Annotated in this window: 19 protein-coding genes; 8 read left to right on the top strand and 11 right to left on the bottom strand. The window is 68.9% G+C overall.

What is annotated here, in order from left to right:
* Positions 1 to 39 precede the first annotated feature (39 nt).
* The 7 genes from ACLJK8_RS08770 to ACLJK8_RS08740 form a co-directional block, all read right to left on the bottom strand.
* Complete coding sequence (locus ACLJK8_RS08770; RefSeq protein ID WP_413149800.1) at positions 40 to 378, bottom strand: P-II family nitrogen regulator; 339 nt, start codon at positions 376 to 378, stop codon at positions 40 to 42.
* A gap of 228 nt (positions 379 to 606) precedes the next feature.
* Entirely contained in the window at positions 607 to 1,500 is an 894-nt protein-coding gene (locus ACLJK8_RS08765) for a hypothetical protein (protein ID WP_413149799.1), read from the bottom strand.
* Positions 1,501 to 1,592: 92 nt separating this feature from the next.
* Positions 1,593 to 2,558, bottom strand: coding sequence for a 2-hydroxyacid dehydrogenase (locus ACLJK8_RS08760; protein ID WP_413149798.1), 966 nt, complete (start codon positions 2,556 to 2,558; stop codon positions 1,593 to 1,595).
* Between the two features lie 11 nt (positions 2,559 to 2,569).
* Positions 2,570 to 2,911, bottom strand: a complete 342-nt coding sequence (locus tag ACLJK8_RS08755) for a tRNA-binding protein (protein ID WP_413149797.1) — start codon at positions 2,909 to 2,911, stop codon at positions 2,570 to 2,572.
* Between the two features lie 122 nt (positions 2,912 to 3,033).
* Positions 3,034 to 3,501: a phasin family protein gene (locus ACLJK8_RS08750; RefSeq protein WP_413149796.1), complete on the bottom strand. Its 468-nt coding sequence runs from the start codon at positions 3,499 to 3,501 to the stop codon at positions 3,034 to 3,036.
* A 256-nt stretch (positions 3,502 to 3,757) separates the two neighbouring features.
* Positions 3,758 to 4,261, bottom strand: a complete 504-nt coding sequence (locus ACLJK8_RS08745; RefSeq protein ID WP_413149795.1) for a YbjN domain-containing protein — start codon at positions 4,259 to 4,261, stop codon at positions 3,758 to 3,760.
* Between the two features lie 273 nt (positions 4,262 to 4,534).
* The gene (locus ACLJK8_RS08740) at positions 4,535 to 4,783 is read right to left on the bottom strand and encodes an accessory factor UbiK family protein (protein WP_413149794.1); all 249 of its coding nucleotides are present in this window, start codon (positions 4,781 to 4,783) and stop codon (positions 4,535 to 4,537) included.
* Between the two features lie 201 nt (positions 4,784 to 4,984).
* Here ACLJK8_RS08740 and lgt point away from each other — a divergent pair, with 201 nt between their 5' ends.
* From lgt to pgeF, 3 genes are read left to right on the top strand one after another with little or no spacing between them, the layout of a single operon-like run.
* Complete coding sequence (gene lgt / locus ACLJK8_RS08735; RefSeq protein WP_413149835.1) at positions 4,985 to 5,869, top strand: prolipoprotein diacylglyceryl transferase; 885 nt, start codon at positions 4,985 to 4,987, stop codon at positions 5,867 to 5,869.
* On the top strand, positions 5,866 to 6,987 hold the full coding sequence (locus tag ACLJK8_RS08730) for a class I SAM-dependent methyltransferase (RefSeq protein WP_413149793.1): 1,122 nt from the start codon (positions 5,866 to 5,868) through the stop codon (positions 6,985 to 6,987). The genes lgt and ACLJK8_RS08730 overlap by 4 nt, the downstream gene beginning before the upstream one ends.
* 2 nt (positions 6,988 to 6,989) lie before the next feature.
* Positions 6,990 to 7,745, top strand: a complete 756-nt coding sequence (gene pgeF, locus ACLJK8_RS08725; protein WP_413149792.1) for a peptidoglycan editing factor PgeF — start codon at positions 6,990 to 6,992, stop codon at positions 7,743 to 7,745.
* 96 nt (positions 7,746 to 7,841) lie between these two features.
* On the opposite strand, the gene ACLJK8_RS08720 is transcribed toward pgeF, so the two are convergent.
* Positions 7,842 to 8,342, bottom strand: coding sequence for an Lrp/AsnC family transcriptional regulator (locus ACLJK8_RS08720; protein WP_413149790.1), 501 nt, complete (start codon positions 8,340 to 8,342; stop codon positions 7,842 to 7,844).
* 259 nt (positions 8,343 to 8,601) lie between these two features.
* Between ACLJK8_RS08720 and trxB the strand changes: the two genes are divergently transcribed.
* Positions 8,602 to 9,591 (top strand): thioredoxin-disulfide reductase, encoded by a 990-nt coding sequence (gene trxB / locus ACLJK8_RS08715; protein WP_413149788.1) that lies wholly within the window; start codon positions 8,602 to 8,604, stop codon positions 9,589 to 9,591.
* Between the two features lie 78 nt (positions 9,592 to 9,669).
* Here trxB and ACLJK8_RS08710 read toward each other — a convergent pair whose 3' ends face one another.
* From ACLJK8_RS08710 to ACLJK8_RS08700, 3 genes are all read right to left on the bottom strand, one after another.
* Positions 9,670 to 10,581 (bottom strand): VOC family protein, encoded by a 912-nt coding sequence (locus tag ACLJK8_RS08710; protein WP_413149787.1) that lies wholly within the window; start codon positions 10,579 to 10,581, stop codon positions 9,670 to 9,672.
* A gap of 163 nt (positions 10,582 to 10,744) precedes the next feature.
* Positions 10,745 to 10,972 (bottom strand): DUF1150 family protein, encoded by a 228-nt coding sequence (locus ACLJK8_RS08705; protein ID WP_413149786.1) that lies wholly within the window; start codon positions 10,970 to 10,972, stop codon positions 10,745 to 10,747.
* 13 nt (positions 10,973 to 10,985) lie between these two features.
* A complete protein-coding gene (locus ACLJK8_RS08700) occupies positions 10,986 to 11,405 on the bottom strand; it encodes an Hsp20 family protein (protein ID WP_413149785.1) in 420 nt (139 codons plus the stop codon).
* A gap of 237 nt (positions 11,406 to 11,642) precedes the next feature.
* Here ACLJK8_RS08700 and ACLJK8_RS08695 point away from each other — a divergent pair, with 237 nt between their 5' ends.
* Genes ACLJK8_RS08695 through ACLJK8_RS08680 form a run of 4 tightly spaced genes read left to right on the top strand, consistent with a single transcriptional unit; the run spans position 11,643 to position 14,731 of the window.
* Positions 11,643 to 11,858: a YdcH family protein gene (locus ACLJK8_RS08695; RefSeq protein WP_413149784.1), complete on the top strand. Its 216-nt coding sequence runs from the start codon at positions 11,643 to 11,645 to the stop codon at positions 11,856 to 11,858.
* Entirely contained in the window at positions 11,855 to 12,382 is a 528-nt protein-coding gene (gene purE / locus ACLJK8_RS08690; RefSeq protein WP_413149783.1) for a 5-(carboxyamino)imidazole ribonucleotide mutase, read from the top strand. Before ACLJK8_RS08695 ends, purE begins: the two co-directional genes overlap by 4 nt.
* On the top strand, positions 12,372 to 13,439 hold the full coding sequence (locus tag ACLJK8_RS08685; RefSeq protein ID WP_413149782.1) for a 5-(carboxyamino)imidazole ribonucleotide synthase: 1,068 nt from the start codon (positions 12,372 to 12,374) through the stop codon (positions 13,437 to 13,439). Before purE ends, ACLJK8_RS08685 begins: the two co-directional genes overlap by 11 nt.
* A 59-nt stretch (positions 13,440 to 13,498) precedes the next feature.
* Positions 13,499 to 14,731 carry an RsmB/NOP family class I SAM-dependent RNA methyltransferase gene (locus ACLJK8_RS08680; protein WP_413149781.1) on the top strand — a complete coding sequence of 411 codons (1,233 nt, stop codon included), beginning with the start codon at positions 13,499 to 13,501 and terminating at the stop codon, positions 14,729 to 14,731.
* Positions 14,732 to 14,772 lie beyond the last annotated feature (41 nt).

Raw genomic sequence — 14,772 nt, 5'->3', positions numbered from 1 at the left:
GGGAAGCCGGGTCCGGCACTGTCTCGCGGGAGCGCCGCGTCAGAGGGCGTCGTTGCCTTCCTCGCCGGTGCGGATGCGGATCGCCTGATCGACGGGGAGGATGAAGATCTTGCCGTCGCCGATCTTGCCGGTCTTGGCGGCGGAGATGATCGCCTCGACCGCCGCGTCCACCTGGTCATCGCCGAGCACGACCTCGATCTTCACCTTCGGAAGGAAGTCCACGACGTATTCGGCGCCGCGGTAGAGTTCGGTATGGCCCTTCTGACGGCCGAAACCCTTCGCCTCGGTCACGCTGAGGCCCTGAATGCCAACTTCCTGAAGCGCCTCTTTCACCTCGTCGAGCTTGAATGGTTTGATGATCGCTTCGATCTTCTTCATGAGGGGGACGCTCCCTTTTCCAGTCCGAACGACCCAGTCGTGGATCGGGGTCGAAAAATCAGCTTGATGGGGTGGATTCAAGCACCCGGCCGTCGCGCGTTGGCCGGTGCCGGAAAATCCTTCGCCGATGCCCATCTATTGACCATGTTGCCCGAGAAGCAAGCAAATTAAGATCGGACACCCGCCCGCGCCGGGCCGCGCCCGCCTCGCGGAGAGGCGGCGCGGGCGTCATTTCGGGCCCGCGCCGCGCCGGTTGGTGGCATCATCCGGGGTGGGGTCCGAAGCGCGGAGAGGCGCGTAGCTCGAGGCGGGGTCGAGGCGGCGGAGAAACGCCGGAACACCGACGGCGCGGCGGGTTTCGAGGTCGACGGCGACGAGGCTGTTCTCGATGCACGCGATCGGTGCGCAGCGGTCCGTCTCCAGCCGGTGGCGCGTCGCAATGGAGGTCCGCCCGATGCGCGCGATCCGCGACCGGACCCGGATCATCGTGCCGGGGAGGCAGGCGCCGAGCGGGGTGATCCGGCTTTCCACGACCATGCGGCCGATCCTGTTCTCGGCCTCGAAGCGCGTGGTGAAGCCGAGCCGGTCGAGCATCGCGTGCAGCCCGTAGGCGCCGCGCCGGACGATCTCCTCGTGCAGAAACGCGCCGGTGTGGTCGAATTCCGCCGGCCGGGCCGCGCCGGTCTCCGCGATCTCGGAGCCGGCCCAGCTGTTCTCCTCGGGGGGCGTCGGCGCGCCGCGGGGAAAGGCGAGCCGGCCGATTTCCGGACCGACGCCCGGCAGCGCCTCGCCGCCGCGACCCGGCAGGTCCAGCGCGGTCGCCGAGAGACGGCCGCCGCCGCTCAGGAGATGCGCCACCGCGCCCGCGTGAGCGCCCGAGGTCACGCGGGCGGAGCGGACTTCGACGGCGGTGCCGGCGAGGAGCTCGCGGTGAAACCGGATGGTCCGCGAGCCAAGCAGCGCCATGCCCGGATTGTCCAGCCCGCGGAGCGTCGCCACCCGCTCGGCCGCGAGCTGAAAGCTCCGCCCATAGAAACGCGCGTTCCAGTGGTCATTGAAGTCGCATTCCCAGCTCTCGACCCGCGTCGTGAGCGTGGGCCGCCCGATGGTCGTCGCATCCATGGGATTTCCCCGCAGCCTTCCCGGGAGCCCATCGACCAGCCCGGCCGCGACCTGTCAAGTCGCAGGCCGCGGGGGAGATGCCCGGCGGCGTCTCAGACGACCCTGGCCGGCATCGGTTTCCCGGCGAAGAAGGCTTCGAGATTGTCGACCGCGAGCATGCCCATCGCGGTGCGGGTCTCCAGCGTCGCGCTGCCGATATGGGGCAGCAGCGTCACGTTATCGAGCGCGATCAGCTCGGCCGGCACCTTCGGCTCCTCGGCGAAGACGTCGAGCCCGGCGCCGGCGATCCTGCCCTCGGCGAGCGCGGCGATCAGCGCGGGTTCCTCGACCACGTCGCCTCGCGCGGTGTTGACGAGATAGGCGGTCGGCTTCATCGCCGCGATCATCGCCGCCGAGATCCGGCCCCGGTTCTCGCCGCCGCCCGGAATATGCAGCGACACCACATCGGCCTCGGCCATCACCTCCTCGATCGTCTCGCGCCGTTCGGCGGGGAAATCGAGCGTGACCCTGAGCGGCGAGCGGTTGTAGTAGATGACCTTCATCCCGAAGCCGAGCGCCGCGCGCCGCGCCGTGGCCTGGCCGATGCGGCCCATGCCGACGATCCCGATTGTCTTGCCGCTCAGCCCCATGCCGAGCTGCGCCGTGAGGGAGAAACCCTGCCAGCGGCCTTCGCGCAGCATCTTCTCGGTCTCGTACATGCGCCGCGTCGCCGCGAGCATGAGCGCGATCGCGAGATCCGCCGTCGCATCGGTCAGCACGTCGGGCGTATTGCCGACCGCGATCCCGGCCTTTTCCGCCGCCGCGAGGTCGATGTTGTTCACGCCGACGCCGAAATTGGCGAGGACGCGGGTCTGGAGGCCCTCGGTCCCGAGCAGGTCGGCCGACATCCTGTCCGTCACCGCGCAGAGGACGCCATCGGCCTGCCGCAAGGCTTCGGCTAGCCGCCCGGGGGTGAAGGGGGTGTCGTCCTCGTTGAGTGCGACGGTGAAATTCGTACGCAGCCGCTCCTCGACCGGGGCGGGAAGCTTGCGCGTGGCGATGACTCGGGGGAGCGGCAAGGGCTGTTCCTTCAATGCAGGCGCGCGCCGAGCGGAACCTCGGCGTCGGGTGACACGAGAACGACCGCCCCTTCCGCGTCGGCGAGGCCGAGCACGAGCACTTCGGAGCGGAAGGGGCCGATCTGGCGGGGCGGGAAGTTCACGACGCCGAGCACCCGGCGGCCGACCAGTTCCGCCGGGGTGTAGTGGACGGTGATCTGGGCGGAGGACCGAAGCGTGCCGAACTCGGGGCCGAAATCGATCCAGAGCCTGTAGGCAGGTTTGCGCGCCTCCGGGAAATGTTCGGCGCGTTCGATCCGGCCGACGCGGATGTCGAGGCGAAGGAAATCGTCGAAGCTCGCCGTGTCGCCCATGCGATCGTTCCTCGTCCGCCCGGGCCGCCCGTTTGCCCCCCGTGCAACAGAAAAACCGCCCGCCCGGTCAGGGCAAGCGGTTTTCCGGAATTCAGGCGAAAAGTCTGAACGCTACGGCGCGATCAGGCCTTCTTGTTCAGGTTGGACGCGAGGTCGCGAAGCTCGACCATGCTCTCCTGGATACGCGCCGAGACGATCTCGTAGGCGCTCGCATTGGCCTTCTGCGCGGATTCCGCGAGGGCCTGCATGTTGGCGATCGCCTTCTCGAAAGCGGCGCGGGCGAGCTCGGCCTGGGCCTTCGCGGATTCCGCGTCGAGCTTGGTGGTGTCGAGCGACTTGAGGTGCTTCTGCGCCTCGGACATCGTTTCCTCGAAGATCGAGACCTGCTTCTTGAACAGATCCTGATAGCCGGCGGCGGCGGCCTTGTTGGCCTCCACGAGCGCGTCCATGTTCTTCTTCTGCGAGTTCAGGAGCGCCTCGGTGTCGACCTCGGGCAGCTTGAAAGCGGCGAACTGCTTGGTGAAGTCGTTCTGCTTGAAGAACTCGGAGATCTTTTCCGGGTCGAAGGCGAAGGTCTTGGGGTCGAACATCGGGGGTTCCTCTGGTTTGATTCTCTTCCGCTACCTTATGCTGCACTGCAACATAAAGTCAACCGGTATCTCGCACCTTGGCGGAAGATGCGTCCCGAGCCGCGCGGACCTCGCCGCGAGAACCCCGGGTCGATGGATGTTATCACGAAAAAACGCCGATCGCGTGACACCCGGAGAGAACCGGGAATAGCGATCGGCGTCAGGGCCTTCGAGGCTCCTTCTCCCAGGGAGGCGGAGGAGGAGCCGGGCACGGGCCTCAGGCCCGGCCGTATGCCTCGGTCATCGCGATGCCGAGCGCCGCCTCCGGCGATTCATTGCCCCAGGCGACCAGCTGGAAGGCGGGATAGAAGCGCTCCGCCGACAGGAGGGCGGCGCGGACCATGCCGTTGATCTGCGCCGAGGTCGCCACCGCGCCGCCGGCCAGTACCAGCCCGTAGCGGAAGGCCATCATCTTCTGCTCCGGCCAGAACACGAAGGCCCCGGTCCAGCACTTGTCGTTGGCCAGCGTGATCGCGCGGTGCAGCGCGTTCAGCCGACGCGCGGGCGGCGCCAGGTCGAAGGCGCAGATGAGCCGGAGGGACTCGTCCTGCGCCGACCAGGCGAGGGTGACGGAATAGGTTGTCCAGCTTCCTTCGATGGCCATTGCGATCTGATCATCGGCGATCCGGTCGAAATCCCAGGAACGCTCCTCCGCGAGCGTCTCCACGATATCGATGGGGTGGATTTCCTCGCAGTCAAAATCACGCTCGACTATGCCCATGCCCGGTGCCTCTGCTAATGGCCGCCGGCGGGGCACAACCCCGCTCGGGGTCTGTGAGGTTAACAACAGGTCACCCGCCTCGACGGGGAACCTACCAAATATGGTGTGAGAACCTTGAACGTCTGTAAAGACAATTTTTGACGACGGTTCCGCGTTGGCGAAAAAATCGCCGCGCCTGCGAAAAGCTTGGCGAGGCCGGCGGCTAGTCGGCCAAGTTCCACCATGACGTGAAGCGGGCGGCGGCGGATTCCCGCCGCGGCCCGTCGGCCCGGATCAGGATTTCGCGGCTTCCTCGAGCGCGGCGATTCGGGCCCTGAGCGCCTCGTTCTCCTCGCGCGCCTTCTGTGCCATCGCGCGCACCGCGTCGAATTCCTCCCGCGTCACAAGGTCGCGGTCCGCGAGCCAGCGGTCCAGCATCCCCTTGAGCGCGGTCTCCGCCTCGTTCTTCGCGCCCTGGGCGACGCCGACGGCGTTGGACATCAGCTGCGTCAGGTCGTCGAGGATCTTGTTGCGGGTCTGCATCGGGCTCTCCCTCCGGTTCCAACCGTCATATGGCCATGATCGGCCGGTTTGCCAAGAACCGCCACCTCGACCGCCGCCGGAACCGCGACCCGCACCGGTGGTTCTGTCGGCATGCTTCCCGGCGGGCTCGCCGATGGGGTGCCCGGCTTGACTCCGTCCCGATCGGCCCCGATGCAGGGACGCGCCAATGCCGGAGCCGCGATGCCCTTCGTCCTGCCCTTTCCCGACATCGATCCGCGTCTGTTCTCGATCCAGCTGTTCGGCGTCGAATTCGCGCTGCGCTGGTACGCGCTCGCCTATATCGCCGGGCTGATCCTCGGGTGGCGCTATGTCGCGGCGCTCTGCCGGCGGCCGGCGCTCTGGGGCGGCCGGGCGCCGATGCCGCCGGAGCGGTCGGACGATCTCCTGACCTGGATGGTGCTCGCCGTGATCCTCGGCGGGCGCATCGGCTACGTGCTCTTCTATCAACCCGCGTATTTCCTCGCCAATCCGGGCCGCGTCCTCGCGGTCTGGGAGGGCGGCATGTCCTTTCACGGCGGGTTGCTCGGGGTCGCGACCGGGATCATCCTCTTCAGCCTTCGCAACGGCTTTCCGATCCTGAGCATCGGCGACGCGGTCTCGGCGGCCACGCCGATCGGGCTCTTCTTCGGGCGGATCGCGAATTTCATCAACGCCGAACTCTGGGGCAAGCCTTCGACCGCGCCCTGGGCGGTGATGTTCCCGGGCGAGGGCGCCACCTGTCCGGTAGACTGGACGGCGGTCTGCGCGCGCCATCCCTCGCAGCTCTACGAGGCCGGGCTCGAAGGGATCGTGCTGTTCCTCGTGCTCGTCGTCGCGATCCAGAGGGGGGCGCTCGCCTTTCCGGGGCGCATCTTCGGCCTGTTCCTGATCGGCTACGCGCTTGCCCGGATCTTCGTCGAACTGTTCCGCCAGGCGGACGCGCAATTCGTGACGCCCGACAATCCCGCCGGCCATGTGATCGCGTTCGGGGCGGAGTGGGGGCTGACCATGGGGCAGGTGCTCACGCTGCCGATGCTCGCGCTCGGGCTCTTCCTCTACTTCCGCGCGCGGCGGGTCGGAGCGTGACGCCGCTCGGCGAAGTCATCGAGCGGCTGATCGCCGAGCACGGGCCGATGCGGCTCGACGAATACATGGCGCTCTGCCTCGGGCATCCGGAACACGGATACTACACCCGCCGCGATCCGCTCGGCGCCGGGGGCGACTTCACCACCGCGCCCGAGATCAGCCAGATGTTCGGCGAGTTGATCGGCGCCTGGCTCGCCGAGGTCTGGCAGGGGCGGGGGGCGCCGGAGCGGTTCGTGCTGGCCGAGCTCGGGCCGGGGCGAGGGACGCTGATGCGCGACGCGCTGCGGGTGGCGGCGCGGGTGCCGGGCTTCGCCTCCGCGGCCGAGCTCTGGCTGGTCGAGACCAGTCCCGCGCTTAGGGCGCGGCAGGCGGAGCTGCTCGGACCGTTCCGGCCGAACTGGGCGGGGCGTCTCGATGACCTGCCGCCGGGGCCGCTATTCCTCGTTGCCAACGAATTCTTCGACGCGTTGCCGGCGCGGCAGTTCCGGCGCGCCGACATGGCATGGTGTGAGCGGCTCGTGATCCGCGCGGAGCCCTCCGGTCTCGCCTTCGCCTGGGGACCGCCGCGCCCGGAACCGGAACTCGCGCGGCGTTTCCCGCTCGCGCCGGACGGGGCTATCGTCGAGGTGAACGCGGGGGCGGAGGCGGCCGCGGCCTGGATCGGCGCGCGGATCGCCGCGGAGGGCGGCGCGGCGCTGGTGATCGACTACGGCGACTGGGACGGCACCGGGGATACGCTGCAGGCGGTCAAGGCGCATCGGTTCGTAGGCGCGCTGGAAGATCCGGGCGCGGCGGATCTGACGACTCACGTCCGCTTTCGCGCGCTGGGCGAGGCGGCGGGCCCGGCCATCGTCGCCGGGCCGGTTCCCCAGGGCGTGTTTCTGGAGCGGCTCGGGATCACGGCGCGTGCGAATGCGCTGGCGCGGGGACTGGCGCCGGCCGGCGGGCCGGATCGGGGCGGCGAGGCGGATGCTGTGGAGGCGATCGTCAGGGCGCATCGTCGCTTGACCCACCCCGACGAAATGGGAATCCTTTTCCGGGTCTTGGGGCTGACTTCTAGAGGCAGCGCGCGGCTGCCGGGTTTCGATCCGGCCGAGATCCGCGCGAGCACGGACTGAGAATGCTGGAGATCCTCACCTCGTCCCTTCTTGGGGACACACAGCACGGCTTCTTCACGCGCAAGGGAGGTGCCTCCTCGGGCATCTTCGAAGGGCTGAACTGCGGCCAGGGTTCCTCCGATCTGAACGAGGCGGTGACGATCAACCGCGCCCGGGTCGCCGGGGCGATGGGTGTCGCGCCCGCGGGCCTCGTGTCGCTCCGCCAGGTGCATTCGACCCGCGTCGTCTCCGTCACCGCGGCATGGAGCGGCGGGGAACGGCCGGAGGCCGACGCGGCGGTGACGGACCGGCCGGGGATCGCACTCGGCATCCTGACGGCGGATTGCGCGCCCGTCCTCCTGCGCGCCGGCGACGCGCCGGTGATCGGGGCGGCGCATGCCGGGTGGCGTGGCGCGCTCGACGGCGTGCTGGAGCGGACCGTGATCGCGATGGAGGCGCTCGGCGCCCGGCGGAGCGCGATCCGCGCGGCGGTGGGGCCGACGATCAGCCAGCGCGCCTACGAGGTCGGACCGGAATTCTTCGAACAGTTCGCCTGGGAGGAGGCCGGATTCGACCGCTTCTTCGTTCCCGGCCCGGGCGACCGGCTGCGCTTCGACCTGCCGGGCTTCGTGTTGAGCCGGTTGCGGGATCTCGGCGTGGAGGCGGAATGGACGGGTCACTGCACCTATTCCGACCCGGAGCGGTTCTATTCCTATCGCCGTGCCACCCACGCGGGCGAGCCCGATTATGGCCGGATGATCGCCGCGATCCGTCTCTGACGCACGGGCAGGCGATGACCGAGGACGGCCAATCGAAGCGGAGGGCGGGCAGCCCCCCGGCTTCGATCCCCCGCGTCAGTCATCAATCCCCTCGCATCAGTCGCGGGCGCGGGCGCGCTCCTCGTAGACGTCGAAGGGGACCGCCGGCTCGTCCTTCGCGCAGCGGATGACGAGGCTCGTCTTCACGCTCGCCACGTTGGGCGCCGAGGTGAGCCCTTCTGTCAGGAAGCTCTGGAAGGTCGTGAGGTCCGGCGCGACGCATTTCAGGATGAAGTCGATCTCGCCGTTCAGCATGTGGCATTCGCGCACCAGCGGCCATTCGCGGCACCGCGCCTCGAAGGCGGCGAGATCCGGCTCGGCCTGACTCGACAGCCGGATCATCGCGAAGACCTGCACTTCGAAGCCGAGTTCGCGCGCGTTGACATCCGCGTGATAGCCGCGGATGAGTTCGCCCTCCTCCAGCGCGCGCACCCGCCTGAGGCACGGCGGCGCGGAGATCCCGACACGGCGCGACAGTTCGACATTCGTCATCCTGCCATCGGCCTGGAGTTCCGCGAGAATCCGGCGGTCGATCGGATCGAGTTTGGTGGAAGCCATGAGACGCGATAGTTCCCGTAATGTGTCGCGGTAATTAGGCGCGCGGGTGCGTGAACGCAACAATCTTTCGCACAGGCGAAAGGAAACGGAAAGCCCACCCGGACGGGTTCCTCGATCGGGTGGCGGTCTCACGGACGGCCGGTCCCCGCGATGTCCCGCGGACTTTCCTTCGCGGCTCCGGGCTCCTATATGACGCCGGTCATTCGGGGATCCGTTCCGGGTTCCGTTCGCGGATCATTGTGCCAGGGGTCACTGTACCATGTCGGCTGAGCGTCACACTCGTCTCTTGATCATCGGGTCCGGTCCGGCCGGATATACGGCGGCGATATACGGCGCCCGCGCGATGCTGTCGCCGATCCTCGTCCAGGGGATGCAGCCGGGCGGCCAGCTCACCATCACGACCGAGGTCGAGAACTGGCCCGGCGATACCGAGGTGCAGGGCCCCGACCTCATGGTCCGCATGGAGGCCCATGCCCGCGCGACCGGCGCGGAGATCGTCACCGACCACATCGCCTCGCTCGATCTTTCGCGGCGGCCCTTCGTCGCCGCGGGCGAAAGCGGCGACATCTACACCGCCGACGCCGTGATCCTCGCGACGGGGGCGCAGGCGAAATGGCTCGGGCTGCCGTCCGAGGAGAAGTTCAAGGGCTTCGGCGTCTCGGCCTGCGCGACCTGCGACGGGTTCTTCTTCCGGAACCGCGAGGTCGTCGTTGTCGGCGGCGGGAACACCGCCGTCGAGGAGGCGTTGTTCCTGACCAATTTCGCCTCGAAGGTGACGCTGGTCCATCGCCGCGACTCGCTTCGGGCGGAGAAGATCCTCCAGGACCGGCTCTTCAAGCATCCGAAGGTCGAGGTGATCTGGAACCACACGCTCGACGAGGTGACGGGAGACGCGACTCCGCCCTCGGTCAATGGCGCGCGCATCCGGGACGTCGAGACCGGGGAGGCGCGGGACATTCCGGCCGATGGCATCTTCATCGCGATCGGCCATGCGCCGGCGAGCGAACTGGTCGCCGGTCAGCTCACGCTGCATTCCGGCGGCTATGTGAAGGTCAAGCCCGGTTCGACCGCGACCGAGGTTCCGGGCGTCTTCGCCGCCGGCGACATCTGCGACCCGATCTTCCGGCAGGCGGTCACGAGCGCCGGCATGGGCTGCATGGCCGCGCTCGAGGCGGAACGCTTCCTCGCGGCGCATGAGGCCGAGACCGAGGCCGGGGCGGAAGCCGTCGCCGAGGCGGCCCGGGCCTGAGGGTCCGGCCTTGCTCGCGGCTTTCGTCACGGCCTTCTTCACGGGCCGGGTCCACGACGACCCGGAGCGCGGGCCGGATCAGCGTGCGTAGGCCGCTTCGAGCGCGGCGACATCGACCTTCTTCATCTTGTGGAACGCCGCCATCACCCGGTCGGCCCGTTCCTGATCGGTGTCGCCCAGCATGCGAAGTACGCTGTCGGGCGTGATCTGCCAGGATATGCCGTACCTGTCCTTGAGCCAGCCGCAGGCCTCCGACTCCGGGACCGCCGACATGGCGGACCAGAGCCGATCGATCTCAGCCTGATCGGAACAGCGCACGAAGAGCGAGATGGCCTCGTTGAAATCCCAGTCGTGCGCGCCGAAGGCATCCATCACCATGAAGGTCTCGCCCATCAGCGTGAACTGGCCATGCGCGACGCCGCGCGCGCCCTCCACCGGGGCGGCAAGTCCGTTTTCGCCATAGCGTGCGAAGCCTTCGATGGCGGAGTTCGGGAACAGCGCCACCCAGTCGCGAACCGCCGCTTCGGCCTCGCCCGCGCGGGGGCCGGCGAAGCTCAGGAGCGGCGCCACGGCCCGGCCGGATCTGGCCGGATCGCCGAGACAGATCTGCCAGTTGAGCCCCCAGCGATCCGCCAGCCAGCCATAGCGTTCGGACCACGGATAGGTATCGAGCGGCATCAGCGTTTCGCCGCCCTCGATCAGGCCGCCCCAGAGCGCATCGATCGCCGCGCGGTCGGGCAGGGTGACGAAGAGCGAGATCGCCGGCGTGAAGCTGAAGCGCGGCCCGCCGTTCAGCGCGTTCAGCCGCGTGCCGGCGATCTCGAACTCCTGGAACATGAGCGAGCCCGCTGGCTGGCCGTGGTCCTCCTGCCCGACCTCGCTGTAACGGGCGGACCGGCCAAGCCGCGCATTCGGAAACAGAGCGACATAGGTCCGCGCCGCCTCCTCGGCGGCGCCGTCGTACCAGAGATGCGGGATGATGTACTGCATGATGCCTCCTCCGCGGGGCTGGCGCGAGTCGCGTCGATCCCGGAGGAGGATGCCAACTGGTCGGTATTCGAACAACCCACAGGCCCCGCGGCCCGGGGGCCCGGATGAGGCTCCGGTCGCATGACGCGCCCGGCCGTTGCCGAGCGCGCCGGTTGGCGGCCTGTCAGTGCACGCTGACCGGAGAGAACTCGTTCTGGCGTGCGACGACGAAGGCCTGCGCGCGGTCGGAGACCAGCGCCAGAACGGAACCGTCGGGCGAGTGGATCGAATAGATGTGATCGAGACCGGGGGCCTGCGCCTGCAGGGCCTCGGGAAGCTCCGACGTCTTCATGGACCGCACATACACGATGCGGTTCGGCGATTCGTCGGTGAGAGACGGAAAGTCGGTCATCAGTCTGTCCTCCTTAACCTTTCCTGCCGTTTATCGCGATGGTTCGCACGATCGCCTCGGGTTGGGCGCGGGTCAGATCGACATGGAGCAGGCCGTTCTCGAGCTCGGCGCCCGAAACTTCCACCCCATCGGCCAGCACGAAACTGCGCTGGAACTGCCGCGCCGCGATGCCGCGGTGAAGGAACACCCGGTCATCTCCCTCGTCGGATTGCCGTCCCCGGATCACCAGCTGATTGTTCTCGACGGTGATGGAGAGGTCGGCATCTGCGAATCCGGCCACTGCGAGCGTGATGCGGTACGAGGTCTCACCGCGCTGCTCGATATTGTACGGAGGATAGCCGTCATTGCCCGCCTTGGCTGTCCTTTCGACCAGCCGATCCAGCTGCTCGAAGCCGAGCAGGTATGGATGCGAGGCGAATGTTACCTTTGTCATGGCCAAGCCCTTGTTCCAAGCGACCGCCGCGGGCCCCATTTCGGCGACACCGCGTAAGATCTAGATGGGCGCGGCGTCCCGAAATACAAGACCGGCGATTCCGGGCCCCCGGGGTGTCCGATCCCCTAGGCGCGGGCAAAAGGCGCGGCTATAAATCGTTTCAGATCGTCCATGCACGGGCCGGCGCGGGAAGCGGCCGGCCAGACTCGGATGATGGCCAAAGGTGAGCCCACGCCCATGACTGACCCCGAGATGTCGCGAGAGGATGTGCTGCGCGTCAAGCTGGAGCTCTTGCGGGCCGAGCATCGCGATCTCGACGACGCGATCGCGGCGCTCGACCTCGAAGCCCGTGCCGACCCGCTCGCGGTCCGGCGGCTGAAGAAGCGCAAGCTGATGCTCAAGGACGAGATCACCCGTCTGAGCGACGAACTGACCCCGGATATCATCGCATGAACCCTGACGAAGAGCCCACGCCCCTGATCGGTATCGTGATGGGCAGCCAGAGCGACTGGGAGACGATGCGCCTCGGCGCGGAGATCCTGCGCGCGCTCGCGATCCCGCATGAGACGCGGATCGTCTCCGCCCACCGCACGCCCGACCGGCTTTTCGTCTATGCCGAGGACGCCGCGTCGCGGGGCCTGCGCGTCATCATCGCGGGCGCGGGCGGCGCCGCGCATCTGCCGGGGATGCTGGCGGCGAAGACGCGGCTTCCGGTGCTGGGCGTCCCGGTCCAGTCGAAGGCGCTTTCGGGCATGGATTCGCTGCTCTCGATCGTGCAGATGCCGAAGGGCATTCCGGTCGGCACGCTCGCGATCGGGCCGGCGGGCGCGGCGAACGCGGCGCTGCTCGCCGCGGCGATCCTTGCGACGACCGACAGCGCTCTCGCGGAGCGGCTCGATGCCTGGCGGGCGCGCCAGACCGCCGATGTGGCCGAGGTTCCCGCCGAGCTTTCCGCCGAGATTCCCCATGGCAGCTGAGCGTCTCCCGATCGGAAGCCGCATCGGCATCCTCGGCGGCGGCCAGCTCGGCCGGATGCTCGCGGTCGCCGCGAGCCGGCTGGGCATGGAGGTCGAGATCTTCGAGCCGGCGGCCGATCCCTGCGCCGGACAGGTCGCGAACCGCGTCACCCGGGCCGAATACGATGACGTGGGCGCGCTCAGCGATTTTGCCTCGCGCATCGATGTCGCGACCTATGAATTCGAGAACGTACCGCTCGGCGCGGCGCGTGTGCTCAGCGATCTCGTGCCGGTCCGGCCCGGGATGGGCGCGCTCGAAGTGTCGCAGGACCGGATCGTGGAGAAGGACTTCCTCACCGGCATCGGCCTTGCCACCGCGCCCTACGCGGCGATCGACGACTTCGGCGACCTGACGGCGGCGCTCGGACGAATCGGGGCGCCGGCGATCCTCAAGACCCGGCGTTTCGGCTATGACGGCAAGGGCCAGACGCGGCTGACCGATGCCGACGAGGCGCCGGCCGCGTGGGAGTCGTTGGGCGAAACCCCCTCGGTCCTCGAAGGCTTCGTCGCCTTCGACCGCGAGATCTCGGTCATCGCGGCCCGGGGTGTGGACGGGCAGGTGGTGGCCTTCGATCCGGGCGAGAACGCGCATGAGGACGGTATCCTGCGCACGACCACCGTGCCGGCGGCGATCCCGAAGCCTCTCGCCCAGGACGCGGTGCTGCTCGCCGGGCGGATTCTGAATGCGCTCGATTACGTCGGCGTGATCGGCGTCGAGCTTTTCGTCACGCCCTCGGGGCTCGTCGTCAATGAGATCGCCCCGCGCGTGCATAATTCCGGCCACTGGACGCAGGACGCCTGCCTGATCGACCAGTTCGAACAGCATGTCCGCGCCATCTGCGGCTGGCCGCTCGGCGACGGCTCCCGGCATTCGGACGCGGTGATGACGAACCTGCTCGGCGAGGAGATCTTCTCGGCCGAGACCATGACCGGCGCGGCGGTACACGTCTACGGCAAGGGCTCGGCGCGGGCGGGCCGGAAGATGGGGCATTTCACCCGGCTCTCGGCGCGCGGTTGACGCTGGCGGGGCGTGCCGCGCGGGTTGCCTCGGCGCCGATTTCTCGGCACTAGACGGCCATGACGCCCGGTGCCCGCCTGTCCGCCGCGATGGAGCTTCTCGACCCGATCCTCGCCGGAGAGCCGGCCGAGCGGGTCCTGACGCGTTGGGCGCGCGGCAGCCGTTTCGCCGGGTCCAAGGATCGCGCCGCGGTGCGGGATCTGGTTTTCGACGGGCTGCGTCGCCGGCGCTCGCTCGGCTGGCTCGGCGGCGGCGATACCGGGCGCGCGATCGGCCTCGCGCTCGCCGCGGAGGAGGGCGGGCTCGACACGCTCTGCACCGGTGACGGCTATGATCCCGCGCCGCCCTCCGCGGCGGAGCGCGCGCGCCTCGTCGGCGATATCGCGCGGGCGCCGGAGGCGGTGCGGCTCGACTTTCCCGATTTCCTCGGCCCCGCGCTCCACGCGGCGCTGGGCGGGGATTTCGGCGCGGTGCTTGAGGCGATGCGCCATCGCGCGCCGGTGGATCTTCGGGTCAATACGCTCCGCACCAACGCCGACGCCGCGACCGTGGTCCTCGCGCGCGACGGCGTCCGCGTCGCCTCGCAGCCGCTGGCGGGCCATGCGCTGCGGGTGCTCGAGAACCCGCGCGCGGTGGCGGCGAGCCGGGCCTATAGCCAGGGCATGGTCGAGTTGCAGGATGTCTCCAGCCAGTACGTCGCCGAGGCGGCGGGCGCGGAGCCGGGGATGACGGTGCTCGATTATTGCGCCGGCGGCGGCGGCAAGACGCTGGCGCTGGCCGCGACGATGCGGGGACGCGGGCGGCTGATGGCCTGGGACGCCAACCCCCGGCGCATGTCGGATCTGCCGGAGCGGGCGCGGCGCGCGGGCGCCGAGATCGCGATCCTGTCGGCCCGCGATCATGCGCGGCTCGGCGCGGTCTGCGATCTCGTTCTGGTCGACGCGCCCTGTTCCGGCACGGGCGCGTGGCGGCGCAAGCCGGAGGGCAAGTGGCGGCTGACCCCGGAGGAGGTGGCGGGGTATCCGCCGCTGCAGGACGCGATCCTCGACGAGGCGGCGGCGCGGGTCCGGCCGGGCGGGATCATCGTCTATGCGACCTGCTCGCTCCTGCGCGCGGAGAACGAGGAACGGGCCGCCGCCTTCGCGGCACGCCAGCCGGGATGGACGCCGCTCGGAGACCGCCGCCTGAGCCCGGTCGACGGCGGGGACGGTTTCTACATGGCCCGCTTCCGGGCGCCCGGGTCTGTTCCCGGACAGCGCTCTCAATCTTCCGTTAACTTTATCGGTGGCTGATCTCGCCATGACACGCTAAGGTTGAGTGTCGGCAGCGGGAG

This window comes from Amaricoccus sp. W119 (assembly GCF_047275745.1).
GTDB lineage: Bacteria > Pseudomonadota > Alphaproteobacteria > Rhodobacterales > Rhodobacteraceae > Amaricoccus.
Note: the sequence above shows the minus strand (reverse complement) of the source record. Positions and strands in the feature narration are given on the sequence as shown.

Excerpts from the sequence above, each read along its gene's own strand:
- ACLJK8_RS08770 (WP_413149800.1), bottom strand. The coding sequence starts at position 378 with ATGAAGAAGATCGAAGCGATCATCAAACCATTCAAGCTCGACGAGGTG.
- ACLJK8_RS08765 (WP_413149799.1), bottom strand. The coding sequence starts at position 1,500 with ATGGATGCGACGACCATCGGGCGGCCCACGCTCACGACGCGGGTCGAG.
- ACLJK8_RS08755 (WP_413149797.1), bottom strand. The coding sequence starts at position 2,911 with ATGGGCGACACGGCGAGCTTCGACGATTTCCTTCGCCTCGACATCCGC.
- ACLJK8_RS08750 (WP_413149796.1), bottom strand. The coding sequence starts at position 3,501 with ATGTTCGACCCCAAGACCTTCGCCTTCGACCCGGAAAAGATCTCCGAG.
- ACLJK8_RS08745 (WP_413149795.1), bottom strand. The coding sequence starts at position 4,261 with ATGGGCATAGTCGAGCGTGATTTTGACTGCGAGGAAATCCACCCCATC.
- ACLJK8_RS08740 (WP_413149794.1), bottom strand. The coding sequence starts at position 4,783 with ATGCAGACCCGCAACAAGATCCTCGACGACCTGACGCAGCTGATGTCC.
- lgt (WP_413149835.1), top strand. The coding sequence starts at position 4,985 with ATGCCCTTCGTCCTGCCCTTTCCCGACATCGATCCGCGTCTGTTCTCG.
- pgeF (WP_413149792.1), top strand. The coding sequence starts at position 6,990 with ATGCTGGAGATCCTCACCTCGTCCCTTCTTGGGGACACACAGCACGGC.
- ACLJK8_RS08720 (WP_413149790.1), bottom strand. The coding sequence starts at position 8,342 with ATGGCTTCCACCAAACTCGATCCGATCGACCGCCGGATTCTCGCGGAA.
- trxB (WP_413149788.1), top strand. The coding sequence starts at position 8,602 with ATGTCGGCTGAGCGTCACACTCGTCTCTTGATCATCGGGTCCGGTCCG.
- ACLJK8_RS08710 (WP_413149787.1), bottom strand. The coding sequence starts at position 10,581 with ATGCAGTACATCATCCCGCATCTCTGGTACGACGGCGCCGCCGAGGAG.
- ACLJK8_RS08705 (WP_413149786.1), bottom strand. The coding sequence starts at position 10,972 with ATGACCGACTTTCCGTCTCTCACCGACGAATCGCCGAACCGCATCGTG.
- ACLJK8_RS08700 (WP_413149785.1), bottom strand. The coding sequence starts at position 11,405 with ATGACAAAGGTAACATTCGCCTCGCATCCATACCTGCTCGGCTTCGAG.
- ACLJK8_RS08695 (WP_413149784.1), top strand. The coding sequence starts at position 11,643 with ATGACTGACCCCGAGATGTCGCGAGAGGATGTGCTGCGCGTCAAGCTG.
- purE (WP_413149783.1), top strand. The coding sequence starts at position 11,855 with ATGAACCCTGACGAAGAGCCCACGCCCCTGATCGGTATCGTGATGGGC.
- ACLJK8_RS08685 (WP_413149782.1), top strand. The coding sequence starts at position 12,372 with ATGGCAGCTGAGCGTCTCCCGATCGGAAGCCGCATCGGCATCCTCGGC.
- ACLJK8_RS08680 (WP_413149781.1), top strand. The coding sequence starts at position 13,499 with ATGACGCCCGGTGCCCGCCTGTCCGCCGCGATGGAGCTTCTCGACCCG.